This window comes from Streptomyces vietnamensis, assembly GCF_000830005.1.
Classification (GTDB): domain Bacteria; phylum Actinomycetota; class Actinomycetes; order Streptomycetales; family Streptomycetaceae; genus Streptomyces; species Streptomyces vietnamensis.
Genome location: NZ_CP010407.1, coordinates 4,819,534 through 4,843,323, shown reverse-complemented (window position 1 = coordinate 4,843,323; position 23,790 = coordinate 4,819,534). Strand labels below are relative to the sequence as shown.

At 72.0% G+C, this 23,790-nt stretch carries 19 protein-coding genes and 2 pseudogenes; 7 read left to right on the top strand and 14 right to left on the bottom strand.

The window, feature by feature from the left end:
- Positions 1 to 7: 7 nt before the first annotated feature.
- Genes SVTN_RS21780 through SVTN_RS21770 form a run of 3 tightly spaced genes read right to left on the bottom strand, consistent with a single transcriptional unit; the run spans position 8 to position 4,067 of the window.
- A complete protein-coding gene (locus tag SVTN_RS21780) occupies positions 8 to 1,606 on the bottom strand; it encodes an acyl-CoA carboxylase subunit beta (protein WP_041130608.1) in 1,599 nt (532 codons plus the stop codon).
- Positions 1,603 to 3,279 (bottom strand): acyclic terpene utilization AtuA family protein, encoded by a 1,677-nt coding sequence (locus tag SVTN_RS21775; protein ID WP_041130607.1) that lies wholly within the window; start codon positions 3,277 to 3,279, stop codon positions 1,603 to 1,605. Before SVTN_RS21775 ends, SVTN_RS21780 begins: the two co-directional genes overlap by 4 nt.
- Complete coding sequence (locus SVTN_RS21770) at positions 3,276 to 4,067, bottom strand: TIGR03084 family metal-binding protein (protein WP_041130606.1); 792 nt, start codon at positions 4,065 to 4,067, stop codon at positions 3,276 to 3,278. The genes SVTN_RS21775 and SVTN_RS21770 overlap by 4 nt, the downstream gene beginning before the upstream one ends.
- A gap of 239 nt (positions 4,068 to 4,306) precedes the next feature.
- Between SVTN_RS21770 and SVTN_RS21765 the strand changes: the two genes are divergently transcribed.
- Positions 4,307 to 6,805 (top strand): FtsX-like permease family protein, encoded by a 2,499-nt coding sequence (locus SVTN_RS21765; protein ID WP_041130605.1) that lies wholly within the window; start codon positions 4,307 to 4,309, stop codon positions 6,803 to 6,805.
- A 67-nt stretch (positions 6,806 to 6,872) separates the two neighbouring features.
- Positions 6,873 to 7,702 (top strand): IS5 family transposase gene (locus tag SVTN_RS42235; RefSeq protein WP_099055216.1). Its coding sequence is split into 2 segments (ribosomal slippage): positions 6,873 to 7,212 and positions 7,212 to 7,702, totalling 831 coding nucleotides; the frame shifts between segments, so codons are not numbered across the junction.
- 74 nt (positions 7,703 to 7,776) lie between these two features.
- On the opposite strand, the gene SVTN_RS21750 is transcribed toward SVTN_RS42235, so the two are convergent.
- Positions 7,777 to 8,151: a hypothetical protein gene (locus tag SVTN_RS21750; protein WP_041130603.1), complete on the bottom strand. Its 375-nt coding sequence runs from the start codon at positions 8,149 to 8,151 to the stop codon at positions 7,777 to 7,779.
- A 46-nt stretch (positions 8,152 to 8,197) separates the two neighbouring features.
- Positions 8,198 to 8,674 carry a copper chaperone PCu(A)C gene (locus tag SVTN_RS41100; protein ID WP_052499242.1) on the bottom strand — a complete coding sequence of 159 codons (477 nt, stop codon included), beginning with the start codon at positions 8,672 to 8,674 and terminating at the stop codon, positions 8,198 to 8,200.
- 256 nt (positions 8,675 to 8,930) lie between these two features.
- Here SVTN_RS41100 and SVTN_RS42225 point away from each other — a divergent pair.
- The 3 genes and pseudogenes from SVTN_RS42225 to SVTN_RS21735 form a co-directional block, all read left to right on the top strand.
- Positions 8,931 to 9,349: pseudogene (locus tag SVTN_RS42225) on the top strand (transposase); the annotation flags it as partial.
- Between the two features lie 369 nt (positions 9,350 to 9,718).
- Positions 9,719 to 11,011, top strand: a complete 1,293-nt coding sequence (locus tag SVTN_RS21740) for a beta-ketoacyl-[acyl-carrier-protein] synthase family protein (RefSeq protein ID WP_041130602.1) — start codon at positions 9,719 to 9,721, stop codon at positions 11,009 to 11,011.
- A gap of 105 nt (positions 11,012 to 11,116) precedes the next feature.
- A complete protein-coding gene (locus SVTN_RS21735; protein WP_041130601.1) occupies positions 11,117 to 12,496 on the top strand; it encodes a cytochrome P450 in 1,380 nt (459 codons plus the stop codon).
- Positions 12,497 to 12,687: 191 nt separating this feature from the next.
- On the opposite strand, the pseudogene SVTN_RS42220 reads toward SVTN_RS21735, so the two are convergent.
- The 3 genes and pseudogenes from SVTN_RS42220 to SVTN_RS21725 form a co-directional block, all read right to left on the bottom strand.
- Positions 12,688 to 13,211: pseudogene (locus SVTN_RS42220) on the bottom strand (P-loop nucleotide/nucleoside kinase family protein).
- 13 nt (positions 13,212 to 13,224) lie between these two features.
- Positions 13,225 to 13,737 (bottom strand): hypothetical protein, encoded by a 513-nt coding sequence (locus SVTN_RS21730; RefSeq protein ID WP_041130600.1) that lies wholly within the window; start codon positions 13,735 to 13,737, stop codon positions 13,225 to 13,227.
- Positions 13,738 to 13,812: 75 nt separating this feature from the next.
- Positions 13,813 to 14,979, bottom strand: coding sequence for an acyl-CoA dehydrogenase family protein (locus SVTN_RS21725; protein WP_052499241.1), 1,167 nt, complete (start codon positions 14,977 to 14,979; stop codon positions 13,813 to 13,815).
- Positions 14,980 to 15,139: 160 nt separating this feature from the next.
- Between SVTN_RS21725 and SVTN_RS41095 the strand changes: the two genes are divergently transcribed.
- Positions 15,140 to 15,721 (top strand): TetR/AcrR family transcriptional regulator, encoded by a 582-nt coding sequence (locus SVTN_RS41095; RefSeq protein WP_052499240.1) that lies wholly within the window; start codon positions 15,140 to 15,142, stop codon positions 15,719 to 15,721.
- Between the two features lie 301 nt (positions 15,722 to 16,022).
- Here SVTN_RS41095 and SVTN_RS21715 read toward each other — a convergent pair whose 3' ends face one another.
- The 3 genes from SVTN_RS21715 to SVTN_RS21705 are packed head-to-tail and all read right to left on the bottom strand — an operon-like array spanning position 16,023 to position 18,348.
- Complete coding sequence (locus SVTN_RS21715) at positions 16,023 to 16,787, bottom strand: HAD family hydrolase (RefSeq protein WP_041130599.1); 765 nt, start codon at positions 16,785 to 16,787, stop codon at positions 16,023 to 16,025.
- A complete protein-coding gene (locus SVTN_RS45640) occupies positions 16,784 to 17,197 on the bottom strand; it encodes a LysR family transcriptional regulator (RefSeq protein ID WP_245727606.1) in 414 nt (137 codons plus the stop codon). Before SVTN_RS45640 ends, SVTN_RS21715 begins: the two co-directional genes overlap by 4 nt.
- Positions 17,198 to 17,250: 53 nt before the next feature.
- A complete protein-coding gene (locus SVTN_RS21705; RefSeq protein ID WP_052499239.1) occupies positions 17,251 to 18,348 on the bottom strand; it encodes a ScbA/BarX family gamma-butyrolactone biosynthesis protein in 1,098 nt (365 codons plus the stop codon).
- A gap of 123 nt (positions 18,349 to 18,471) precedes the next feature.
- Between SVTN_RS21705 and SVTN_RS21700 the strand changes: the two genes are divergently transcribed.
- Positions 18,472 to 19,074, top strand: coding sequence for a ScbR family autoregulator-binding transcription factor (locus SVTN_RS21700; protein ID WP_041130598.1), 603 nt, complete (start codon positions 18,472 to 18,474; stop codon positions 19,072 to 19,074).
- Positions 19,075 to 19,168: 94 nt separating this feature from the next.
- Here the strand turns inward: SVTN_RS21700 and SVTN_RS21695 are convergent, their stop codons facing one another.
- From SVTN_RS21695 to SVTN_RS21685, 3 genes are all read right to left on the bottom strand, one after another.
- The gene (locus SVTN_RS21695; protein ID WP_041130597.1) at positions 19,169 to 20,236 is read right to left on the bottom strand and encodes a DMT family transporter; all 1,068 of its coding nucleotides are present in this window, start codon (positions 20,234 to 20,236) and stop codon (positions 19,169 to 19,171) included.
- 208 nt (positions 20,237 to 20,444) lie between these two features.
- Positions 20,445 to 22,043 (bottom strand): class I adenylate-forming enzyme family protein, encoded by a 1,599-nt coding sequence (locus SVTN_RS21690; protein WP_041130596.1) that lies wholly within the window; start codon positions 22,041 to 22,043, stop codon positions 20,445 to 20,447.
- 32 nt (positions 22,044 to 22,075) lie between these two features.
- Positions 22,076 to 23,785: an aminotransferase class I/II-fold pyridoxal phosphate-dependent enzyme gene (locus SVTN_RS21685; protein ID WP_041130595.1), complete on the bottom strand. Its 1,710-nt coding sequence runs from the start codon at positions 23,783 to 23,785 to the stop codon at positions 22,076 to 22,078.
- Positions 23,786 to 23,790 lie beyond the last annotated feature (5 nt).

Genomic DNA, 23,790 nt, shown 5'->3' with positions numbered 1-23,790 from the left:
AGTGGCCTCACATTCGGAAGACGCCGAAGCCGCCGCGCGCGCCCTCGACCGGTGCCGTGTGGATCGCGGAGAGGCACAGCCCGAGGACCGTGCGGGTGTCGCGGGGGTCGATGACCCCGTCGTCGTAGAGCCGGCCGGAGAGGAACATCGGCAGCGACTCGGACTCGATCTGCGCCTCCACCAGGGCGCGCAGGCCGGCGTCGGCCTCGTCGTCGTACGGCTGCCCCTTCGCCGCCGCGCTTGCCCGCGCGACGATCGACAGGACGCCGGCGAGCTGCTGCGGGCCCATGACGGCGGACTTCGCGCTGGGCCAGGCGAAGAGGAAGCGCGGGTCGTAGGCCCGGCCGCACATGCCGTAGTGGCCGGCGCCGTACGACGCCCCCATGAGGACGGAGAGGTGGGGCACGCGGGAGTTCGACACCGCGTTGATCATCATGGCGCCGTGCTTGATGATGCCGCCCTGCTCGTACTCCTTGCCGACCATGTAGCCGGTGGTGTTGTGGAGGAAGACGAGCGGGATGTCGCGCTGGTTGGCGAGCTGGATGAACTGGGCGGCCTTCTGCGACTCGGCGGAGAAGAGGACGCCCTGCGCGTTGGCGAGGATGCCGACCGGGTAGCCGTGCAGCCGCGCCCAGCCCGTGGTCAGCGAGGTCCCGTACAGCGGCTTGAACTCGTCGAAGTCCGAGCCGTCGACGATCCGGGCGATCACCTCGCGCGGGTCGAAGGGGGTCTTGAGGTCGCCGGGGACGATCCCGAGGAGCTCCTCCGGGTCGTACTTGGGGGGTTCGGCCGGTCCGGGGTCCTCGTGGTGCTTGCGGTGGTTGAGGCGGGCGACGATCCGGCGGGCCTGGCGGATCGCGTCGGGCTCGTCGACGGCGTAGTGGTCAGCTAGGCCGGAGGTGCGGGCGTGCATCTCGGCGCCGCCGAGGGACTCGTCGTCGCTCTCCTCCCCCGTCGCCATCTTCACCAGCGGCGGCCCGCCGAGGAACACCTTCGACCGTTCCCTGATCATCACGGCGTGGTCGGACATGCCGGGGACGTACGCGCCGCCCGCCGTCGAGTTCCCGAAGACGACCGCGACGGTCGGGATGCCGGCGGCGGAGAGGCGGGTGAGGTCGCGGAAGAGCGCCCCGCCCGGGATGAAGATCTCCTTCTGGGAGGGCAGGTCGGCGCCGCCGGACTCGACGAGCGAGATGACCGGCAGCCGGTTGGCGAACGCGATCTCGTTGGCCCGCAGGGCCTTCTTCAGGGTCCACGGGTTGGAGGCGCCGCCGCGCACGGTCGGGTCGTTGGCGGTGATCAGGCACTCGACGCCCTCGACGACCCCGATGCCGGTGACGAGCGAGGCGCCCACGGTGTAGTCGCTGCCCCAGGCGGCGAGCGGGGAGAGTTCGAGGAAGGGGCTGTCGGGGTCGACGAGCAGCTCGATGCGCTCGCGGGCGAGGAGCTTGCCGCGCTTCTTGTGGCGGGCGGTGTACTTCTCGCCGCCGCCGGCGAGGGCCTTGGCGTGCTCGGCGTCGAGGGCGGCGAGCTTGTCGAGCATGGCGGCGCGGTGGGCCTGGTGGTCGGGTCCGCCGGTGTCGAGGGCGGAGGCGAGGACGGTCACTGGAGTTCCTCCGGTACGTCTACGTGGCGGGAGCGGAGCCACTCCCCGAGGGCCTTGGCCTGGGGGTCGAAGCGGGCCTGGGAGGCGACGCCTTCGCCGAGGATTCCGGCGATCGTGAAGTTGAGTGCCCGGAGGTCGGGGAGGAGGTGGCGGGTGACGGTCAAGTCGGCCGTCTCCGGGAGCAGTTCGCGGAACTTCTCGACGGTGAGGGTGTGGGCCAGCCAGCGCCACTCCTCCTCCGTGCGGACCCAGACGCCGACGTTCGCGTCGCCGCCCTTGTCGCCGCTGCGGGCCCCGGCGACCCGGCCGAGGGGCGCCCTCCGGGTGGGCCCCCCGGGGAGCGGCGGCGGAAGGTCCGGGTCGGGTACGGGTTCCAGGTCGCGGGTCCTCGGGGGTACGGGGAGCTCCCGGCGGGTCCCGTCGGGGAGGACCGCCGTGTGCGGAACCTCCCCCTGGGGCACGTACATCGCCTCGAAGACCCCGTAGGGGGCGCCCTTGCCGGGTGGGGCGGTGACGTGGAAGCCGGGGTAGCTCGCGAGGGCCAGTTCGACGGCGGCCCCCGTGACGGTGCGGCCGACCTTCTCGGGGTCCCGGTCGCGGACGACGAGGCGGAGCAGGGCGCTCGCGGTCTCCTCGGTCTCCGCGTCCGGGCGGTCGGTGCGGACGAGTTCCCAACGGACCTCGGAAGGCGTCGACTTGGCGAACGCGTCGGTGATCTGCTCCCGAAGGAGCTCTGCCTTGGCCTCGATGTCGAGGCCGGTGAGGACGAAGACGACCTCGTTGCGGAAGCCGCCGAGCCTGCTGAGCCCGACCTTGAGGGTGGGGGGCGGGGCCTCTCCCCGTACGCCTTCGACACGGACCCGGTCGGGGCCCTCCTGGGTGAGCCGTACGGAGTCGAGGCGGGCGGTCACGTCGGGGCCCGCGTAGCGGGCGCCGGCCGTCTCGTAGAGGAGCTGGGCGGTGACCGTGCCGACGTCGACGAGGCCGCCGGTGCCGGGGTGCTTGGTGATGACGGAGGACCCGTCGGCGTGGAGTTCGGCGACCGGGAAGCCGGGGCGGCGCACGTCGTGCCCCCGGAAGAAGGCGTAGTTGCCGCCGGTGGCCTGGGTGCCGCACTCCAGGACGTGCCCGGCGACGACCGCGCCCGCCAGCTCGTCGTACGCCTCCGGGCCCCAGCCGAAGTGCCACTGCGCAGGCCCGGTGACGAGGGCGGCGTCGGTGACGCGGCCGGTGACGACGACGTCGGCGCCGGCGGCGAGGCAGGCGGCGATGCCGGCGCCGCCGAGGTAGGCGTTGGCGGTCAGCGCGCCCTCGGGCGGGGGCAGCCGGTCGCCCTCGACGTGGGCGATGCGGGTCGGCAGGCCGAGCTTCGCGGCGAGGGCGCGGAGGGCGTCGGCGAGTCCTGCGGGGTTGAGGCCGCCGGCGTTGGCGACGATCCGGACGCCGCGCTCGTGGGCGAGGCCGAGGCCCTCCTCCATCTGGCGCAGGAAGGTCTTCGCGTACCCGGCCGTGGGGTCCTTGAGCTGGTCGCGGCCGAGGATGAGCATGGTGAGTTCGGCGAGGTAGTCGCCGGTGAGGATGTCGAGTTCACCGCCGGTGAGCATCTCGCGGACGGCGTCGAAGCGGTCGCCGTAGAAGCCGGAGGCGTTGCCGATGCGGAGGATGTCCTTCACGCGTCCCCCTTGGCGGTGCGACCGCCGCCCGCCGGGCCCGCGAAGGCCTGGGCGATGGTGAGCCAGCGCTCGGCGTCCTCGCCCTCGGCGGTCAGGGCGGTGTCGTCGCGGTGGAGGCGCTGGGTGACGAGGAGACAGAAGTCGAGGGCGGGGCCGGTGACGCGCTGGGCGGCGCCCTCGGGACCGTACGTCCACAACGAACCGTCCGGCGCTCGGAGTTCGACCCGGAAGGGTTCGGCGGGCGCCGGGATGCCCCGTACGAGGAAGGCGTAGTCGCGGGCGCGGTGGCCGATCCAGGCGACGTGCCGGAGGCGGGCGGTGGGCGTGCGGACGATCTTCAGGGCGTCGGCGACGTCCTGGCCGTGGGCCCAGGTCTCCATCAGCCGGGCCGTGGCCATGGCGGGGGCGCTCATCGGCGGCCCGTACCAGGGGAACCGGACCCCGGACGGGACCGCCCGCAGGGCCGCCTGGAGCTGCTCGCGGCCGGCGCGCCAGCGGGCGAGGAGTTCGGCGGGCGGGAGTTTCGCGCCTTCCTCGGCGCCTTCGTCGACGAAGCGGTCGGGGGCGGCGAGGGCCTTCTCGGTCTCGACGGCGAAGGCCTCGGCGTCGGTGGCGGCTAGGAGGGCGGCCCGGTCGGTCCAGGCGAGGTGGGCGATCTGGTGGGCGATCGTCCAGCCGGGGGCGGGGGTGGGCACGGCCCACTGCTCCTCGTTCAACTCCGCGACGAGTCGGTCGAGTTCCTCGCTCTCGTCGCGCAGGTCGTCGAGGACGTCGACGGGGTCGGACACGGTGCGCTCCCCTCGGGGGACGGGCGGTCACGGGCCTTCGCGGAGGAGCATGCCAGCGCGACCAGAAACAATCAAGCGTGCTTGCTTTAGATTCGCGGCCGCGCTTGATGGGCCCGCGCCGGCAGGACCCCGTCATCCCCTGGAGGTACGCGGGCCCCAGCCGTACCGCCTTCGGTATGACCCCGAATCCCCCCTCGCGGGGCCGTGTTCGGCCCGTTCCCGCTCCTAGCGTGGACCGCATGTCGTCGTCACTGTTCACCTTCACCCTCAAGGACTTCCGCGCCCAGCTGCGCCGTCTCGTGCTGACCGGTTCGGCCGTCGCCGTCGGTGTGGCCTTTCTCGTGCTCTCCGTCGGCGGTGCGGGCGCGCTCGTCCAGTCGTACGAGCAGTCCGCCGCCGCCGACGTCGGTGACGCCGCCGTCCAGGTCGTCCCGCACGGCAGCAGCCCGGTACTCCCCGCCGGCGCGGCGGCGCGCGCCGCGCATGTGCCGCAGGTGACGTCGGTGGCGGAGCGGCTGGCCGGTCACGCCAACGTGATCGCCCCCTCCGGCCGCCCCCTCGACGACCGGGCCCTCGTCACCTCGATCGCCGCCGACCCGGCCCTGCGCTGGCAGCGTCTCGACGCAGGCCGCTGGCCCGAGGGTCCCGGTGAGGTCGTCCTCGACCGGGAGAGCGCGGAACGCGTCGGCGCGGAGCCCGGCGGGACCGTACGGGTGACGAAGGCCGACGGCGGCACGGCGGACGTCCGGCTCACCGGGCTCCTCGACACCTCCGCCTCTCAGGCGCTCGGCTCACAGCCCGCGATCGGCGTGCCGTACGCGCAGGTCAGGACGTACGCCACGGGGGTGAGGGCCACCCATCTCGACCTCGGCATCGCGCCCGGCGCGGACGCGCTCACCGTGGCGAAGGCCGCCAAGAAGGCCCTGGGCGGCGACGTGTCCGCGTACACCCACGAGGGCGCCGTGAACAACGCCCTCCAGGGCGCCAAGACCATGTACGCGATCGTCCTGACCGCCGCCCTGTCCTTCGTCCTGATCGCGATGGCCGTGGCCCGCATGGTCGTCACCAACACCTTCTCCGTCGTCCTCGCCCAACGCGCCCGCCAGCTCGCCCTGCTGCGCTGCGTCGGCACCGACCGCGAGCAGCTCCTCCGGATCATCCGCCGCCAGGGCCTCATGCTCGGCGCGCTCGCCTCGGCCGCCGGACTCGCGGCGGGCGCGGCGGCCTGCGCGCTCGGCACCGCGGTGATCAACGGGTTCGCCGACCTCGGACCGATCGAGGTCTCCCTCGTGCCGGGCCCCTGGACGTTCGGGCTCGCCGGGGTCTTCGGCGTCCTGCTCACCCTGTGGGCCGTACGCAAGCCGGCACGGGCCGCGGCCGCCGTGCCGCCGGTCGCCGCGCTCGCCGCGAGCGGGGCGGCGAACCTGCCGGAGCCGGGCAGCCGGACCGTCCGCGAGGCGGTGTCGGTACTGATGCTCGTCGCCGGTGCGGGGCTGCTGGTCCTCGGCGCGTTCGGCGGCTCGGCGCTCTCGCTCCTGGCGGTGACGGTCGGCGCGATCCTCACGTTCTTCGCCGTACTCCGGTACGCCCAGTACCTGTTGCCGCCGCTCGTCGGACTCCTCGGGCTCGCACTGCGCCGCCCGCTCGGGACGGTCGGCAGACTGTCCGTGCAGCAGCTGCGGGCCAACGCCCGCCGTACCGCCGCCGCTTCGTCCGCGATGCTCGTCGGCGTGACCGTCGCCGTCTCCGCCGTGACCGCGATCGGCGCGGCCGAGGGCGGCCTGGACAGCATGCTCGCCAACCGCATGCCGGCCGTCTTCGCCCTCGACCCGGACACCGGCCGGGTGCCCGCCGACGCGCTCGCCGCACTGCGCGCCGAACACGGCCTGACCGTCACCCCCGTCCGTACCGCGACCCTCGCGGTCGACGGCCGGAAGACGGTCTTCGCCGCCGCCGACCCGGCCGGGCTCAACCCGGACGCCGAGGGCGTCGGCGCGGCCCGCGCGCTCAAGGACGGCGAGGCGATCACCCTCACCCGGCGCCGGGAGCTGACCGTCGCGGGCACCCGCCTGACCACCGTGACCGGCGCGGCCGCGCTCCCCGTCTCCCTCTCCCCCGAGGCCACGGTGTACGTCACCGGCGCCACCCTCGACCGGCTCGCACCCGGCGCCGCCACCGTCTCCACCGTGCTGCTCAACCCGGCAGGCGACACCGGCCACGACGCGGCGCGCGCGGCGGTGGACCGGGCGCTCGCCGCACACCCCGAGATCCGGATCGCCGACACCGGGTCCGACGCCGATCTCATCCGCTCCCTGCTCGACCGGATGATGCTCGTGGTCACCGTCCTGCTCGGCTTCTCGATCGCGATCGCCGCGCTCGGCGTCGCCGCCACCCTGATGCTGACCGTGGAGGAGCGCACCCGCGAGTTCGGGATGCTCCGCGCGATCGGCCTCGCGGGCGAGCAGCTGCGCCGCATGCTGACCCTGGAGTCGGTCCTGCTCGCGCTCACGGGGGCGCTCGCCGGGACGCTCCTCGGCCTGCTGTACGGGACGCTGGCCGCCCGCTCCGTCCTGACGGGCCACGTCTCACCCCTGGAGGCCCTCGCCTCCTCGGGCGGCACGGCCCTGACGGTCCTCGGCATCCTCGCGGCCACCGTCCTCACGGGCGTCGCGGCCTCGGTCCTGCCGGCCCGCCGGGTGCGCCGCATGGTGGTGGTGGACGCGCTCCAGGCGGCCTAACTGATCGTTTCAGAATGAGTTGGGCGTGGGGCTTGCTGTTGGCGATCTTGATGGGCAGGGTGTCCGAGTGCGTGCTGATCTTGTTCCTGACGACTTGTGGGAGCGGGTGGCCCCGTTGCTTCCGCCCGCTCCTGAACGGCGCCGTCGCCACCCAGGGCGGTTGCGCGTTCCCGACCGGGCAGCCCTCGCCGGTGTGCTGTACGTGTTGCGGACTGGTGTCGCCTGGCGGGACGTGCCTGCGGAGATGGTGGGCTGTTCCGGGGTGACGGCCTGGCGCCGACTGCGGGACTGGACGGAGGCTGGCGTATGGCTCCGCCTGCACGCTGCCTTGCTGACCGAGCTTTGCCGGGCGGGCCTGTTGGATCTTGACGACTGCTCGGTGGACGGATCTCACGTCCGGGCTCTCAAAGGGGGGATCATGTCGGCCCTTCGCCTGTCGACCGCGCTCGTTCCGGCTCCAAGCATCACTTGATAGTGGACCGACACGGAACCCCGCTCGCCGTGACGCTGACCGGCGGCAACCGGCACGATGTCACTCAGCTCCTGCCGCTGCTGGCTGCCATTCGCCCGATCCGGGGTCTGCGGGGGCGTCCACGACGCAAGCCCCGGCGGCTTTATGCCGACCGGGGCTATGACTTCGACAAGTACCGCCGCCTGTTGTGGAAGCGCGGCATCAAACCTGTGATCGCCCGACGGGGTGTCGCCCACGGCTCCGGGCTGGGCAAGGTGCGCTGGGTGGTCGAGCGTACCTTTGCCTGGCTGCACCAGTTCAAACGGCTCCGGATCCGCTACGAACGACGCGCCGACCTTCACCAGGGCCTGCTCGAACTGGCTTGCAGTTTCTTGTGCCTTCGGCGCCTGCGAACCGTCGCATCACAGCGGGATGCCGACGGCTGAGCACCGTTGCCGATCTCTGCTCGGGGGTGCCGTCGCCCCCGGAGTCAGCGAGGTCCGCGCTCAGCGGGGTGTTGCTACTTGACGGTGATGTCCTGGAAGGCGAGGGCGATGGCCTCGGGGTCCTCGTCCTCGTCCTCGTGGAAGCTGGTGGCCGCCCACGCCTTGGTCAGGTGGAGGCGTCGCGCTTCGGGCGAGGCGGGGTCGCCGGCGATGATGATGACGTCCTGCTCGGTGCTGAGGTCCTCCACGGCCTGGACCCAGCGGTCGGCGGCGGCGTTGCGCTCGTCGTTGCGGACGATGATCAGGCTGCCGCGCCGGGGTGCGTCGGAGCCGTGGTCGGAGGCGACGAAGGTGTCGACGTCGAGTTCGGCCCCGTCGACGAGAAGCTGGATGACGTCGTCGAGTTCCTCGGTCTGCGCGTCGCCGAGGTCGAGGTGGAAAGTACCCATGGAAAAGCTCCTTCTCGGTGGTGAGGGGTCAGTCGTTCCGATCGTCCTAGTCGTCGTCATCGTCAGTCTTGTTGACCTCCTCGATGACAGCCTTGAGCCGGGCGTCTTCCGCGGCGGGGTCGACCTTGGCCTCATGGACAGCGGACGTGCGCACGGGGATCCTGACCTTCGTGACCTTGCCCGTCGAGAGGAAGAAGATCGTGCGGGCGTTGTCGCCCGGGGTGATCAGGTGGGTCGGCTTCTCGAACATGAGGTGGTAGGAGCCGGGGACAAAGTTGAACTCTCCCTTGGCAGGGATGGTGATCTTGTCGACCTTGACCACCTTGCTCGACTCGCCGTCCTTGACGGTCTGGTAGAGGGTGACCCTCTGGTAGTCGGGGCTCGTGACCTTGGTGACGTCGATGCTGTTGTCGGAGGAGTTCTTCAGCGTGAGGTAGCCGGCGGCGGGCAGGGAGTTGGGCAGCCAGCGCACCCACCGGGTCTCCGGATCGACGGTGACATAGGTCGAGATAGGCGTCTTCATAGACTGCCTTTCAGAGCAGGGCCCACAGGGGCCGGGGCAGGTCGCCACGCTTAACGATCCGAGCCTCCCGTCGGTACGGAACTTGACCGGGAGCCCTCCATCTGGCCGAAACGGCTACCTCGGTCGCGTCCTGACCGCTCTTCCTCAGGGGAGGGAACTGGCTGGGGCTTGCCCGGCCGCAAGTCACGACGCTCAACTCATTCTGAAATGATCAGTAAGGCCGTTTCCTTCAGATCATCTGATCGCTGGTTGATGTGTGTCGTTGACTGACGCCCAGTGGGCGAGGATCGAGCCGTTGCTGCCGGACCGGACACCGAAGCGGGGTGGACGGTGGCGTGATCACCGGCAGGTGATCACGACTGGATCGCCGCGGTCGACTCCACCCTCGTCCGCGCCCACCAGCACGCCGCCGGGCCCGTCAAAAGGGGCCCGGCCGGCGAGCCGGACGACCATGCCCTGGGACGGTCCCGCGACGGACCGACCATCAAGATCCACCTCGCCGCAGACAGCCGTTGCCGTCCGCCGGCGTTCGTCCTCACACCCGGCCAGGCCGGTGACGCACCCGTATTCCCCGAGGTCATGGCCCAGTTACGCGTGCCGCGACCGATCGGTCGGCCCAGGACCACGCCGGAGACGGTCCTGGCCGACAAGGCCTACTCGTCCCGCGCGATCCGCTTCACGACGGGTTCGCCTCTCGGTCACCTGCCGGGGAACGGCGGCCGTCGTCTCCCTGGGCCAGGAGCGGGCTGAGGGACTCCTGGTAGGGAGGCGGACAGCAAGGCGCCCTCGCCCCGCACGGTGCGCCCGGAAGGAACGTCCTTCTCGGCAGCGGGACTTGAACGGACCTCCAATGCCGGCGGTGGATCCGCCGCCCGTGTTCGTCGCGGCCGTGTGTGCCGGGATATTCCCTCCTCTCCGAGGTGTGCACCGTACGAGTGACTTGCGGGACTCGGAAGGAGTAAGCGGGACGATCATGGTTCAAGCCCGTCGCTAGCGTGCTCCGAGTCATCCGACGGTTGACATTTCGAGTGAGGAAGGCACGCGATGTCCAGCGACACCAGCGTCCTGCGGTCCGCCGCGTCGACGCAGATCGCCATCAAGAGTGTTTGCGCCATCATGCCGGGTTACGGCGCTGTCGGCGAGGAGTTCGGCAGGCTCGTCCCCACCGCGGAGATCGTCGAGGGGATCCGCCCGGGCCGGGACAAGGATCTCCCCGGTTCGTTCGTCGAGGACAAACTCGGTATCGCCTCGGTGGCCACCACGCATGCCACCGCGGCCGCAGCCCGGGCCGCCGTCGACAGCGGTCTCGACTGGGACGCCGCGGCCGCGGCCATCCCCAAGCCGGCGGGCAACGCCGACCTTTGGGCCATGCTCACGCGTGCGATGGACATCGCGCTGACCCGCCACGAGCGGGCGTCCGGTACAGGCGCCGCGCGGGCGACATCCATTGCCGGGCATCTGCATTTCGCCGCCAACGGCGACAATCCCACCGCGTTCGCCATTCTTGAGTGCCGCCGCAACGCGGGTTGCCACAAGCCGGGACTGCCCGGCGAGTACATGATCTCCGGCTGTGCCGGACTGTTCTTCGCCCTCCGACACGCCGAGTTCCTGCTCCGCCACACCGAGGCCCGCCACGATCCCGACGCCTACGTCCTGATCACCGCCGCCAGCGACCTCCTGCCCTTCGCCCACACGCGCGGTCGCGCCCCCGAGGGCCACCGCGCCGACCTGAACTCCTGGCTCTTCCAGACCATTTTCGGCGAAGGCGTGGGCGCGATGGTCGTCGGTCACGCGGATGTCGGTCAGGAGAGTGTCGGTCAGGCAGGTGTCGGTCGGGCAGGCGTCGGTCACGCCGGTGGTGACCAGCCCGGAGGGCACTGGAGGGTGGAGGACACGGGCTGGGAGACGGTCGCCGACGACTGGCGCGTGTCCTTCCGCAGTGACGGCGGTCCCCGCATGGTCATCCGCGCGCGTGACGTCTCGGCGACCTTCCGCTCCAGCGTCCCCGACGCCGCCCGCGAGGGACTGCGGCAGTTGGGGCTGAAGGAGGCCGACGACCTGCACCGGCTGTGCATCCACGAATCCAACCCCTTCCTGGTCGCGGCCGCCGCCAAGGACCTCGAAGCGCCCAGCGGGCTCGTCCACAGCCTGAGCGCGGAGGTCGGCACCCTCGGCGGTGTCTCGGTCTTCTCCCTTCTCGAGGAAGCCATCCACACCAACCAGCCGGCGTCGCACGCCCGCGACGGCATCGTCTGCGCTCTCATCGGAGAGACCGGCGACGCGGTCGTCGCCGGTCACCTGGCCCTGCGCCACATCCCGCACCAAGTCTCGCGTTGAGCGGCCGAATCGGTTGGTCCTGAGGTTCTCCTCGTCTCAGGGCCTCCGGTCCCGGCCGCGCACACGGGCCGCGGAACCGTTGAATCAGCAGGTCGTTAGCCCCGTGTGCATACCATCCCTTTTCGTCCCGTATCCGGTCCATCCGGGTTGCCGCTCCTCGGCAACCTCCCCGCCTTTCGCCGTGACCCCCTCGCGTTCCTCGCCCATCTGCGCGATGACTGCGGCGACGTGGTCGGCTGGTCGCTCGGCTCGAAACGGCTGACCCTCCTTTCCCATCCCGACCACATCGCGGAGCTCTTCGGCGGCAGCCAGGACCTCTTTCCGCCCGTCGACATCAGCTGGGTGTTCCGGCAGCTCGTCGGCGAGAGCGTCATCCTCAGTCAGGGTGCCGACTGGCGTCGCAAGCGCGGCCTCGTCCAGCCGTCCGTCCGCCCCCGCCAGGTACGGGGTTACGCCGCCACGATGGTCGAGTGCGCCCTGGACGCGGCGGACGGCTGGGCGGACGGGCACCGGATCGACGTGGAGGGGGAGATGAACCTCCTCACCCAACGGATCGTCGTCCGTACGCTCTTCGGCAACGACCTCGGCGACCGCGCCCGTACCCTCGCCGAGGCCATGGAGGTCACCGCGCTCGAACTCGGCGCCGAACTGCGCGGCATCGGCATGCTCCTGCCCGACTGGGTGCGTACGCCGGCACGACGGCGCGTCCTCGCCGCGATCGCCACCGTCGACGCCGAGATCGCCCGGCTCATCCGCGCACGACAGGAGGAAGCCGCCGAGGCCGGCACCGGTGACGACGTACTGAGCACGCTGCTCGCCGCCGAGGACGAGGAGGGCCGACGGCTGACGCCACGGCAGGTGCGCGACGAGGCGGTGACGCTCTGGGCCGCCGGCCACGAGACCACCTCCGTCGGACTGACGTGGTGCTGGTACCTCCTGTCCTCCGCGCCCGAGGTACGGGACAGGCTCGGTGAAGAGCTCGACACCGTCCTCGGCGGGCGTCCGCCCACCTTCGACGACTACGACCGGCTGACCTGGACCAAGCAGATCGTCAAGGAAGCCCTCCGCCTTTACCCGCCCGCCTGGATCCTCATCCCTCGGATCACGCGGGAGGGCGCCGTCCTGGGCGGCACGCCGCTCCCGCCCGGGACGATGATCTGCTGCAGCCCGTGGTCCACGCACCGCGACCCTCGCTGGTTCCCCGACCCGGACGCCTTCCGCCCCGAACGGTGGGACCCGCACCGGAAGGACGACGCGTCCGAACAGGCATGGTTCCCCTTCAGCGGCGGCGCCCGTACGTGCCTCGGCGCGCGCTTCGCCCTCGTCGAGATGGCGCTCGTCATCGCGACGCTCGCCCAGCGGTTCCACCTGGACATCGACCCGGGGGAGGTCGCCCCCGCCGCCGGGCTGCAGCTCCGCCCCGGCTCGGAGCTGTGCGCCACTCTGCGCGATCGCGAGACCAGCCTCTCACCCAGCGGCACGTGAGCACCTCGGCCAGTGAGCTGTACGTGGGAGCCTGACTCGTACGTCGGTCAGGTCCGGGCGCAGGTGCAGGTGCTGCGGCCGGACGGCTCCGGCCGTGGCGGGACCGGATGCGGCTCCCGTGACGGCCGGCATCGCGGCCCAGGGCCTGTCCGGCGGACTTCCGCCGGGTGCCGAGCCGCGCCCGGGCGGGTTCACGCGAGCGACGGCCACCGATCGGCAGCCCACTCCGCCCAGCCCGGCCACCCAGGAGGCGGACCTCCCACCTCGTGCCGCCCAGTTCGGCGGCGTCGGGCTCCTCGAAGAGCGTCCTCCAGTGCGCGAGGTCCGCATCGCTGATGGGGAAGGTCTGATCCGGGGTGGTCGACTGGCGGCGGGCGATGCGAGCACGTTGGGTCTCGTGGTCCACCGGCAGGTACACCAGGCGGCAGGATGCCCCCACGGACTCCGCCAGGCAGCGGATCGCGGACCTCTCGTCACGGGACCAGCATCCGAAATCCAGGACCACGTCGGTTCCGAGTCTCAGCGCCTCCAGTGCGGTCCAGAGCAGCCGGCCTTCCAGCACGTCGCGCTTCCCGTCCGCCTCCGGCTCGCCGAACAATGGAATCATCCACTCGTCCGGCGTCAGCCGCAGGGCGCCGTATTCCAGGGCGAGTTCCCGAGCCCTCGTGGTCTTTCCGGCCCCGGGCAGGCCGATCGTCAGGAACAACGTGGTCATGTCCAGATCGTCATCAGGAGGACCAGGCGCGTGGCCCGAGGCGGCCGGACAGGCCCTGGCAGCCCCCGCCGCCCCTGGTCTTCCGTCGTATCAGGGAGGCCAGGGCGGTCACGCCGACGACGAGGGCGAGGGAGCGGAACGGGAGGAGGGCGCCGGGGGCGTCGTCGATCAGATCGATGCCGTTCCCCACGGCCGTGATCCAGGCGGCCACCCCCACCAGCACCATCGGCCCCACCCGCCGCTCCCCCGCGACGAGCATCCCGATCCACAGGACCACCGGCATGACCAGGAACGTGTTGATGAGCGCCGTGGTGAACGCCTGGTCTGCGGAGTACCCGGGCCCGGCCCCGAGCGTCGAGGCCGCCTGACCCGCGAACGACAGGGAGAGCGTGTCGGACAGGATCAGGTGCGAGGCGGCGACTCCGAGGGCGGAGACGACCAGCGCCTTCAGGAAACGGGGGCCGAGGGGCGTGGGTGTGGATGTGGGCGTGGATGTGGGTGTGGGTGTGGGTACAGGCGATGCCATGTGCCCGACTATACGCACGGTTTATACACCGCACGTATAGCCCCCTCCCTCTCTGCCGCGCACAGCCACCCCCGATCAGGCTCCCGAGGGGAAGACCGTGGCCGCGTAGGCCGCGGCCGCCGGGGCGGGCTGGAGGGCCGCGTGGGCGGCGATCGCGTGGATGTCGCGCCAGGCGCGCTCCAGGCCGCCGCCCGCGATGAGGCCGCGGGCGCCGCCGGTGCGCATGAGACGTTCCACCGCGCCGGTGAGCAGGTCGACGGCGAGGGCCGCGTCGCGCTGGTTGAGGGCCGCGTCGGCCGGGCCCGCCCTCAGGCCGTCCGCCCGCGCCGCCGCCGCCTCCAGGAGCAGGCGGGCCGCGTCGATCTCGGCGGAGCAGCGGGCCAGGGTCTGCTGGACCGTCGGCTCGTCGGCGAGCGGCCGCCCGTCGGGGAGGGGGGGGGAGCCGACGAGGAGGGTCCAGGCCTCCAGGGCTCCGCGCGCCGCGCCGAGTGCGGGGGCGGCGAAGAGGAGGGCCGCGACCAGCTGGTACGGCACCCGGTGGCAGGGGGCCGCGTCGGCGTCGGCGACGCCGGTCACCAGGGCTTCGCGGAGGAAGGCGCGATGTTCGGGCACGAACACCCCGTCGACCGTGACGCTGTGGCTGCCGGTGGCGCGGAGCCCGACCGCGTCCCAGGTCTCACGGATCCGGACCGCCTCGCGCGGCACCGCGAGCACCCGGTACGCGGGGGCCCCGCCCCCCGAGTGGTCGAGGGAGGCGAGGAGCACCCAGTCGACGTGCTCGACCCCGCTGGCGAAGCCCCACTCCCCCGACAGGGTCCAGCCGCCGGGCGCCGGGACGAGCCGGCCGGCCGGGGGCACGATCGCCGCCGCGACGCGCACGTCCGGCGAGTCGCCCCACAGTTCGCGCTGTCCCTCGGCCGGCAGGTGCGCGGCGAGGCGGCCGTGGGCGGCGAGCAGCACCGCGCACCAGGCGGTGGAGGCGCAGGCCGAGCCGACTCCGGCGACCGTGTCGAGCAGTTCGGCGAAGCCTCCGGCCGTACCGCCCCAGCGGCGGGGCACGAAGTGCCGGGCGAGGCCGGCGACGGTCATCGCCCCGACGACCTCGGGGTGGAGCCGTCCGGTCCGCTCGGCCTCCTCGGCGTGGAGCGCGGCGACGGCCGGGAGGGCGCCGGCGTCGAGGGAGACGGGGCCATCGAGGGAGACGGGGGCGTCGAGGGTGCCGGGGGCGTCGAGGACTGTCATGACACGTACTCCTTGAGTGGAGGTTCAGTGGTGGTGCTGATGCGACTGGAAAAAGATTCGATCTGGAAGGTATTTTCTGAGAGGCCGTCATGAGAGACATGGAGGGCCACGACAGCGGAAGGGAGGCGGACACCCGGTGAGGCAACAGGACAGGGCCCGCATGACCTATGACCTGGTGCTCGGTGCGGCAGCCGCCGAGTTCGCCCTGCACGGATTCGCGGGGACGAACCTGGCCGACATCACGGCCCGCACCGGACTGACCAAGGGAGCCCTCTACGGACACTTCTCCTCGAAAGCCGACCTCGCCGGCGAACTGACCCGCTCCTTCGAGGCGGCCTGGGCCGACGCCCTCGCCACCGCCGCCGGCGAGGCGGAGGAGAGCGGCGCGGCCCTGCCCGTCCTGCGGAGACTGCTCCTGGACCTCGCCCGACGGGTGTCCGAGGACGTGCCCTTCGCCGCCGGACTGCGCCTGGTCATGGACGCCGCCCGCGCGGAGGAAACCGTGCCCGTGCACCTCGGCAGGCTCTGCGGTGTCGTCGCACTCCTGATCCGCAGGGGCCAGGAGGAGGGCTCGATCCGCACCGCCCACCCGGCCGAGCCGTTGGCCCGGCTCGTCGTGGCCCTCCTGGTCGGCGCCCCCGCCGTGGTGACGGCGGCGGACGGGACCGGTCCCGCCGAGCTGGTGAGCGAGGTGTGGGACGTTTTGGAGCCCGCGTTGTCGGGCGCCGGTGGCGGCGACTGACGGGGAGAGGCCGGGGCGGGGGTACGCGTGGGGGCCTTGCGCACGTGGGGGCTTGCCCAAGGAGGGGAGGCGTTACGGGAGTTACGAGGGTTACGAGGGTTACGGAGGCGTCCCGGGCCCTCGGAGCCAGCGTGGCGGCGGGACTCACGCAAGGTCAGAGCTTCCGTGACGGGCGGGGATTCCGTGACCGACAGGACTCCCGTGACGGGCGGGAATTCCGTGACGGTCAGAGCTCCCGTGACAGGCAGGGCTTTCGTGACGGGCCGCGGCGGCGGGAAGGTCCGCGTCCTGGTCCGGAGCCTCAAGCCGCCCGTGGCGTCAGGGTGTGCGCGGGCCGCGCGGCCGCCGGGGAGGCGGTGGGGGAGGCGGCCGGGGAAACGGGCGGGGCCACCGGCTCGGGGCCCGGCAGTCGGGACCAGGACGCCGTCTCCGACGCCGGGGCGGAGATCGGTCCTTCGCCCACCAGGACCGGATGACCGACGGAGCGCAGCAGCGGCAGGTCGCTCTCGTCGTCGGCGTACGCGAAACACTCCTCGGCGGCGAGGCCGAAGGCCGAGATGATCCGGCGGGCGGCCTCGGCCTTGGGTTCGCCGATCATGGGCGGGCCGGACAGTTCTCCGGTGAGCCGTCCCTGCGAGGTCACCTCGGGGACGGTGCACACCACCAGATCAGCGCCGATCTCCCGGGCCAGCGGGTCCAGGCAGGCGGAGAAGGCTCCGGAGACGAGGACGATCAGGTCGCCGGCGTCCCGGTGGCGGCGCAGCGCCTCGTACACGGGGGCGTGGAGCAGTCCGCCGGCGCGGGCCGTCTCGTACCACTCCCGGCCACAGGTCTCCAGGTCGTCCAGGTGACTTCCGGCGAGGAAGCGGAAGAAGGAACGGTTCACCTGCTCGCGGGGCACGCCCTCGCGGATCTGGCGCTGGAGCGAGGCGCGTGCCGAGGCGAGTCTGCGGGCGGCCACCTCCCCGCGCCCCCAGTACCGGGCGAGGACGCAGGCCATGCTCTTGCAGGTGATCAGGGTCTCGTCCACGTCGAAGAACGCGGCCCGCGCGGGAGCGATGCTCATGCTCTTCTCCCTCTGCCGGTGAGCCGGCCGTCGGCGAGGCGACTGTCGGTCAGGCGGCCATCGGTCAGGTGGCCTTCAGCCAGTCGGCCGGCACCGAAGCCGTTGCCGCCGAGCGGGGGCATCCGCCTGCTCGCCCTGGCGGGCGCGGGTGCGGGGTCGGCGATCTCGTACTGCGCCGTCTCGACCAGTTCGAGGATCTGCTCCGCGAGCGGGCGCAGGCGCGCCCCGGCCGGCGTGAGTTCCACGGAACGGTTGCCGCGCCGCTGGAACAGCGAGGCTCCCATGTCCTCTTCCAGGCCCTTGATCTGCGCGGTCACCGCGGGCTGGGAGTAGTGCAGGTTGTGGGCCGCGCGGGTGAAGCTGAGTTCCCGGGCCACTTCGCGGAAGGCCCGTAAGTGCTGGAGTTCCATCCTTCTGCCTTTCTACGCTCGTCCGTTCTTCCCCTGGACCTTTCGCCGCACGGTCACGCGCACCGGGCCACGGCCGTGGCGAGGACGCGTGCGCCCTGGGTGGCGGAGAGGCGCACCCGGCCGTCCTCCCCCGCCGTGGCCTCGACGGCCACGGCCTCGGCCAGCTCGCCGAAGACGGCGAATTCGGCGTCCAGAGAGGTCAGCGTGGTCAGCGCCGCACCTCCCGCCGTCCCCTGAGCCGTCTGCCGAGCCGTCTGTCGGGCCGCCTGTCGGAAGGCCTCCAGGAGCAGCATCCCGGGCACGTGGTCCGAGGGGTGCTCGAAGTAGCCGGGGTGCGTGGGGTCGACGTGCAGCCGCCATTCCCGGGTGCCGTCCGGCAGGGGCCGCGCCTCTTCGGCGGGTACGGGGAGCAACACCGCCCGGTCGTCGCCGGCGCCCGCCCCGTACGCCGGGGCACTCGTCTGCGGGACGGTCTCCGCGATCCGGCCGCGCTGCCGCAGTCGCCCGTACCGTACGCCGTCGATCACGACGACCCCGGCGGAGGCGCGGGCGCACTCCCGGCCGCCGACCTCGATCACCATGTCGAAGCGGGCGTCGAAGCGGCGCGGGTTCCGCGCGCCGGCGGGGGTCACGACCTTGACGTCGAGGACCGCCGCGAGCGGCCCGGAGCCGACCCGGAGGGCGGCCGGGTCGCTGATGCGCAGCGACAGCGCTTTGAAGATGAAGTGGTGGCCGAGCGGCACGTCGTGGTAGCGGTGGCTCAGGAAGATGCCGGCCTGGCGCACGGTCTCGACGAGGAGCATGAAGTCGCACTGCCCGGTCTCCTCCGGGCGGTACAGCGCGTGGTTCCGGGGCAGTTGGGCGCCGACCAGGAAGCGGTCGGCCCCGGCGGCGGCCGCGTCGGTGAGGAAGACCTCCGTCACCGAGGCGCGGTGCACGAACCGGCGGGAGATCGTGCGGTCGAAGCTCAGCCCGTCCTTGACCTGCCGGATCATGGACTGGAGCCGCTCGACGGCCGGCGCGGGCTGCTCGATGGTCGAGGCGAGCGGCTCGATGGTCGAGGCGAGCGGCTCGGCGGTCAGCGCGAGCGAGTCGGCGGTCGAGGCGAGCGGTCCGGCAGGTAACGCGGTCTGCAGCACACCGATGGACATCCTTATCCCCCTACAAGGTGAAGCATCGCGATGGACGAGGGACCTCGGTGGCCCCTCGGCAGCAAGAAATATACCTTCGAGAATGTATATTGCAAGGCGTAGGCACGAGAGAGGCGGACAGGCATGGCGACACCCCGAAGCGAACCGAAGCAGGAACGCGCCCGGCGCACGAAGAACCACATCCTCCAGTCGGCGGCCCAGCTCTTCGCCGAGCGCGGCTACGCGACCGTGACCCTCCAGGACGTGGCCGAACGCGCGGAGATGACCAAGGGAGCGGTGTACTTCCACTACACGAACAAGGAAGCCCTGGCCGTCGCGGTCGTGCAGGAGCACTACGCGCGCTGGCCCGAGATCCTCAAGGGCGCCGAGGGCAACCACGAGGAGCCGTTCGACACGCTCACCGCCGTCCTCGACACGGTCACCCGGGCGTTCGCGACGGACATCGTCGTCCAGGCCGGCGCGCGGCTCCAGATCGAGCGGGCGCTGATCGACGCCGAGCTGCCGGAGCCCTACGTCGGCTGGGAGGACTACCTCACCCGGCTGATCGCCGAGGCCCGGGACGCGGGACAACTGCGGGCCGGAGTGGAACCGCGCGCGGCGGCCCGCGTCCTGGTCTCCGCCTTCTTCGGCATGCAGCACATCTCGGACGTCCTCAGCCGGCGCAAGGACCTCGCCGAGCGGCACGAGGAGCTGCGGGCCGTCCTCCTCGAAGGGTTGCGCGGCTGATCAGCCGCGCGCCCGCCATGAGGGACGGAAAAACGGCGTGGCCCCCCACGGATGTGGGAGGCCACGCCGTACGCGTTCAGCGGGTCGGGACCGGTCAGGACCTGCTGCCGGAGCCGACGGGCGCCGGGGCGGAAGCGGAACTCGTACCGGACGCCGAACCGGACGCCGTACCGGAACCCGAACCGGAAGCCACGACCGGCGTCGGGGTCGGGGCCGGGGCGGCCGCCGCGGCCTTGGCGGCCACCCGGCGCAGGTACAGGTTGTTGAAGACCAGCGCCGCGGCGGTGAGCGAGGCACCGACGATCTGCATGCCGGCCGGGACGACACCGGTCAGGGCGGAGATCACGAAGGCGGTGATCGGCACCACGTCCATGAACAGGACGCCGTTGAGCGGGCCGAGGTAGCGGTTGCCGAAGTTCCAGCCGAGGACACCGACGAAGCCGGCGATGACGCTCATGTAGGCCAGCTGGGGCAGGATCGAGCCCACGGCGCCCGCCGTCGGGACCGGGACGCCGCCGGCGGCCAGGATGATCGCCGTGATGACGGCGGCGGAGGCGAGGCCGAGGACCGTGGTGATGGCGGTGTACTTGATCGGGGACCAGGTCGGGAAGTAGCTCGCGCCCGAGGTGTAGACGACCCAGCACAGCGCGGCGAAGAGCAGCAGGGCGTCGGCGCCGGCCGTCTTCGGGTCGGCGATCAGCGAGCCGATGTCACCGTCGGAGACGACGAGGATGGTGCCGACGAAGGACATCGCGATGAAGACGAGCGAGAACTTCGGCGGAACGACCTTCTTCAGCACCCAGTTCACCAGGAAGCCCATCATGGGCATGGTCGCCATCATGATCGAGGCGTTGAGGGCGCCGCGCGCGCCGATCAGGTCCTGGCCGAAGAAGACCAGGAACTGGAAGCCCGCGAAGCCGGCCGTGCCGAACAGCCAGGCCAGACCGATGCGCTCGCCCTTGAGACGGAGCCCCGCCCTGCCCTCCCGCATCCGCAGGAAGACCAGGAACATCGCACCGGCGATGGTGTACCGCATCACGGTGAAGGTGAAGGGGTCGATGTGCTGGAGGGTGGAGTCCATGAGGGGGAACATCGCGCCCCAGGACACCGTGGCCAGGAGGCAGAGGAGGACGCCTCGCGTGTACGTGTTCTGACTGTTCATGAGTCTTCCTGTCGGGCCTGAGCCGGCTGGGAGTGGGAGGAAAGGGAGGGGAGGGGCGGGGAGGGGGCCGGGCCCTGTGGAGGGGTACGGGACCCGGCCCGTGGCGGAGCCGTACGGATCAGCGCAGCCGTACGGGTCAGCGCAGCCGTACGGATCAGCGGAGCCGTAAGGATCAGCCGAGCCGTACGGACCGGCGGAGCCGTACGGATCAGACGCCGGCCGGCTCCGGCTCGCGGGAGTCCGCGGGCCGGATGTCGAGCAGCGGCAGGACCGACTCCAGGAGCTGGGCGGCCCTGACCTTGCCGGTCGGGCTGTACGGGATGGCGTCGACGGGGACGACGTACGCCGGGAGGCAGGGCACCCGGCGGGCGCAGGCGGCGCTGACCGCCCGGTAGCCGCTCTCCTGGCGCTCCGGCGCGACCGGCGTGAAGGGCACGACGAGCACCTCGCCCACACCGGGGAGGCTGGTCCGCAGGACGGCGGTCTCCCGGACGCAGGGCAGGTCCATCAAGTCGGCTTCGAGACCGAAGATGTTGACGTCGAGCGGCTTGCCGGCCTCGGCCTTCGCGACGCCGTCGTTGCGGCCGGTGAGTTCGAGCCGGCCCGCCTCGTCGACGAGCCCGCTGTCGCCGGTGAGCAGGAAGCGCTGCGTACGGCCGCCGTAGTCGAGGGTCATGAAGTCGGGCTCGCTCGTCGCGTAACTGTCCATCAGCTGGTAGCTGGCGATGGCGACCCGGCCCCGACTGCCCTTCGGGAGCGGCTTGTTGTCGGCGTCGAGGACGACGACGGTGTTGCCGGGCATGGGGCGGCCGGAGCGGCAGGGCGCCACGTGCAGCTCCTCGGGGCCGATCATGACGTTCACGCCGGTCTCGGTCGTCCCGTAGTAGAGGTGGAGCACCGGCCCGAGGCGGTCCCAGGCGTTGTTGATGACCCACCGGTTGAGGTGCCGGCCGCCGGAGAGCACGAAGTGCAGGCGGGAGGTCTTGTGCAGGTGCTCGGAGTTCGGGTGGGCGACGACCCGGGCCAGGACGGGCGGCACCATGAGGGTGGTGGAGACGCCCTCGTCCTGGATGATGCGGATGAGCTCCCCGGCGTCGTCGTGCGGGCCGAGGACGACGGTGCCGCCCAGGGTGAGGAAGATGCGCGCCCAGCCCGGCCCGGAGGCGTGGTAGAGCGGCACGGTGACGAGGTGGACGTCCTCTTCGTCGAAGGCGTACTGGTCGACGAGGTCGGCGAAGCGGCGGGCCTCGAAGGAGGTGCGCCGGACGACCATCTTGGGGACGCCGCTGGTGCCGGAGGTGAAGGAGAAGGCCTCGAAGGGCTGCTCCACCGGCTGCGGTTCGCCCGGCGCCGACACGAGGAGGTCGGTGAAGCTGACCGAGACGGTCTGGCCGTCGGGCAGGCCCACGGGCTCGCTGTCGATGAATATGTCGAGGATGTCTCTGCCGCCCGGCCAGCCGCACTCCTCGACGAGCGCCCGGTGGGCCTTCGAGGTGATGACGACGGTCGGCTCCAGCTGGTCGAGCGCGGCGGTGGTGGCGACGGGCCCGGCGGTGTAGTCGAGGCCGACGCAGGGGATGCCGAGGGAGCTGACGGCGGCCATGGAGACCACCAGCTCCCAGCTGTTCTCGGCGAGGAAGACCGCGCGGGCGGGCCGGGCCTCGGGCAGCAGGTCCTGGATGGCGCAGGCGACCCGGCTGACCTTGTCGGCGAAGCTCGCCCAGGTCATGCGGGTCTCGCCGTCGACGACGGCGACGCGCTGGGGCCAGCGGGCGGCGTGCTTGCGGATGTCCGCGATCTTGATCATGAGGTGCTCTCCTCGGAATCGGGGGTGGCGGATCAGCTGGTGACGACGGCGGTGGCGGCGGCCGTGACGGTGGCCGCGGTGGTGCCGGCGGCCGAGACGGCGGCGGCGGCACCGGCGAGCTGTTCGGTACGGCACTCGACCGGACGGGACTCGCTCGTACTCGTACGGGACTCGCTCGTACTCGCACGGGCCGGCAGGTGATCGACGGTCGTCGGTACGGAGCCGGTGACGGCGGCCTGGACGGCGAGCTCGCGCGCGGAGACGGTCGGGTTCCGCAGCGTGTAGATCTCGCAGCCGCTGGAGCGCAGCTCGTCGATCTGACTGAGCGTCCGCTCGCAGAGCTTCTCGCCGGGCACCGTGATGGGGATGCCGGGCGGGTAGGCGATGATGAAGTGCTCGGAGGTACCCGTGGCCAGGGCCGCGGAGGCGCTCCGGTAGGTGCGCTGGATGGTGCGCAGGGCGTCGAGCAGGCGCAGCAGGGTGGCCTCGTCCACACCGATGTGGATGTGGAAGAGGACGGCGTCGCCGCTCTCCCGGGCCACGTACAGCGCGTACTCGTCGAAGAGCATCCGGCGGAAGTCGGCCGCCGTGATGCCGAGGGCGCTGATGTCGACGAGGACCCGGGTGGGGTCGTCGCTGACGAGCTGCGCGGCGTCGGTGAGGTGGCCGTCGGGCCCGAGCGGGCGGTACGCGGAGAGCCGCGGGTCGGTGGCGAGCTCGACGCGCAGGGTGCTGGCGAGCCCGAGGGAGCGGCCGAGGAGGGCCTCGCCCTCGGTCTCGGCCTGGAGCCGGGCGAGGTCCAGGCTGGCGAGCACGGGCCAGCTGGGCGAGGTGGTGTGGTGCTGGAAGAGGGCCTGGGCGGTGCGCTCCTGGGCCTCGCCGTCGCCGATGAGGTGCAGGTAGGAGCCCTGGCGGAGTGCGGACATCGACTTGTGCGCGGAGTGGGTGACGGCCACGTTCAGGGCGAAGCGGGGGTCGGCGGCGCGCAGGGTCTCGACGGCGTGCAGCGCGGTGAGCGGGCGCAGCCGGGGGTGGAAGCGGTGGGCGGCGCCCCAGGCCTCGTCGACCAGGACCGACACCGTGGGGTGGACGGAGGCGAGTTCGGTAAGGACGGTCGGCAGGTCGTACCGGACGCCGTCGTAGGAGACGGCGGAGAGGACGACGGTGTCGAAGGGCCGGCCCTCGGCGGCGGCTGCGCGGAACATCTCCAGGAGCCGGGGCAGGTCGGCGTACGTCCGGGGGCAGCCGTCGCAGCAGCGCTGCATGGGGGCGTACGCGACCTCGACGCCGAGCGAGTTGAGGGCGAAGTGCACCGACTGGTGGCAGGAGCGGTCCGCGAGGACGCGGGAGCCGGGCTGGGTCAGCGCGGTCAGGGCGACCCGGTTGGCGGTGCTCGTGCCGGCGGAGAGGAAGAAGGTGGCGTCGGCGCCGAAGCTGCGGGCCGCGAGGCGCTGGGCCTCGCGGAGCGGGCCCCGTGGCCGGAAGAAGGAATCGAGCATCGTGCCGCTGTAGGACACGTCGGCCGCGAGCTGCGCGACGCCGAAGAGCGCCTCGTAGGTCTCCCGCATGTGGGAGTCGCGGATAGACCGGCCGTGCGAGAGCGGCAGCGCGTGGAACGTGGCGATGTCACGTCGGGCGACTGCGAGCACGGCGTCGGCGAGGGGGGTCCTGCCGTCCGGGTAGGCCCCGGGACGAGCCGGCAGTGCTGCCGGCTCCGGAGTGGAGCTGGTGGATGCGGTCATGGACC

What these genes read in the sequence shown, in the direction of transcription:
- SVTN_RS21765 (WP_041130605.1), top strand. Translation starts at nt 4,307, where the DNA reads ATGTCGTCGTCACTGTTCACCTTCACCCTCAAGGACTTCCGCGCCCAG.
- SVTN_RS21750 (WP_041130603.1), bottom strand. Translation starts at nt 8,151, where the DNA reads ATGGGTACTTTCCACCTCGACCTCGGCGACGCGCAGACCGAGGAACTC.
- SVTN_RS41100 (WP_052499242.1), bottom strand. Translation starts at nt 8,674, where the DNA reads ATGAAGACGCCTATCTCGACCTATGTCACCGTCGATCCGGAGACCCGG.
- SVTN_RS21740 (WP_041130602.1), top strand. Translation starts at nt 9,719, where the DNA reads ATGTCCAGCGACACCAGCGTCCTGCGGTCCGCCGCGTCGACGCAGATC.
- SVTN_RS21730 (WP_041130600.1), bottom strand. Translation starts at nt 13,737, where the DNA reads ATGGCATCGCCTGTACCCACACCCACACCCACATCCACGCCCACATCC.
- SVTN_RS21725 (WP_052499241.1), bottom strand. Translation starts at nt 14,979, where the DNA reads ATGACAGTCCTCGACGCCCCCGGCACCCTCGACGCCCCCGTCTCCCTC.
- SVTN_RS41095 (WP_052499240.1), top strand. Translation starts at nt 15,140, where the DNA reads ATGACCTATGACCTGGTGCTCGGTGCGGCAGCCGCCGAGTTCGCCCTG.
- SVTN_RS21715 (WP_041130599.1), bottom strand. Translation starts at nt 16,787, where the DNA reads ATGAGCATCGCTCCCGCGCGGGCCGCGTTCTTCGACGTGGACGAGACC.
- SVTN_RS45640 (WP_245727606.1), bottom strand. Translation starts at nt 17,197, where the DNA reads ATGGAACTCCAGCACTTACGGGCCTTCCGCGAAGTGGCCCGGGAACTC.
- SVTN_RS21705 (WP_052499239.1), bottom strand. Translation starts at nt 18,348, where the DNA reads ATGTCCATCGGTGTGCTGCAGACCGCGTTACCTGCCGGACCGCTCGCC.
- SVTN_RS21700 (WP_041130598.1), top strand. Translation starts at nt 18,472, where the DNA reads ATGGCGACACCCCGAAGCGAACCGAAGCAGGAACGCGCCCGGCGCACG.
- SVTN_RS21695 (WP_041130597.1), bottom strand. Translation starts at nt 20,236, where the DNA reads ATGAACAGTCAGAACACGTACACGCGAGGCGTCCTCCTCTGCCTCCTG.
- SVTN_RS21690 (WP_041130596.1), bottom strand. Translation starts at nt 22,043, where the DNA reads ATGATCAAGATCGCGGACATCCGCAAGCACGCCGCCCGCTGGCCCCAG.
- SVTN_RS21685 (WP_041130595.1), bottom strand. Translation starts at nt 23,785, where the DNA reads ATGACCGCATCCACCAGCTCCACTCCGGAGCCGGCAGCACTGCCGGCT.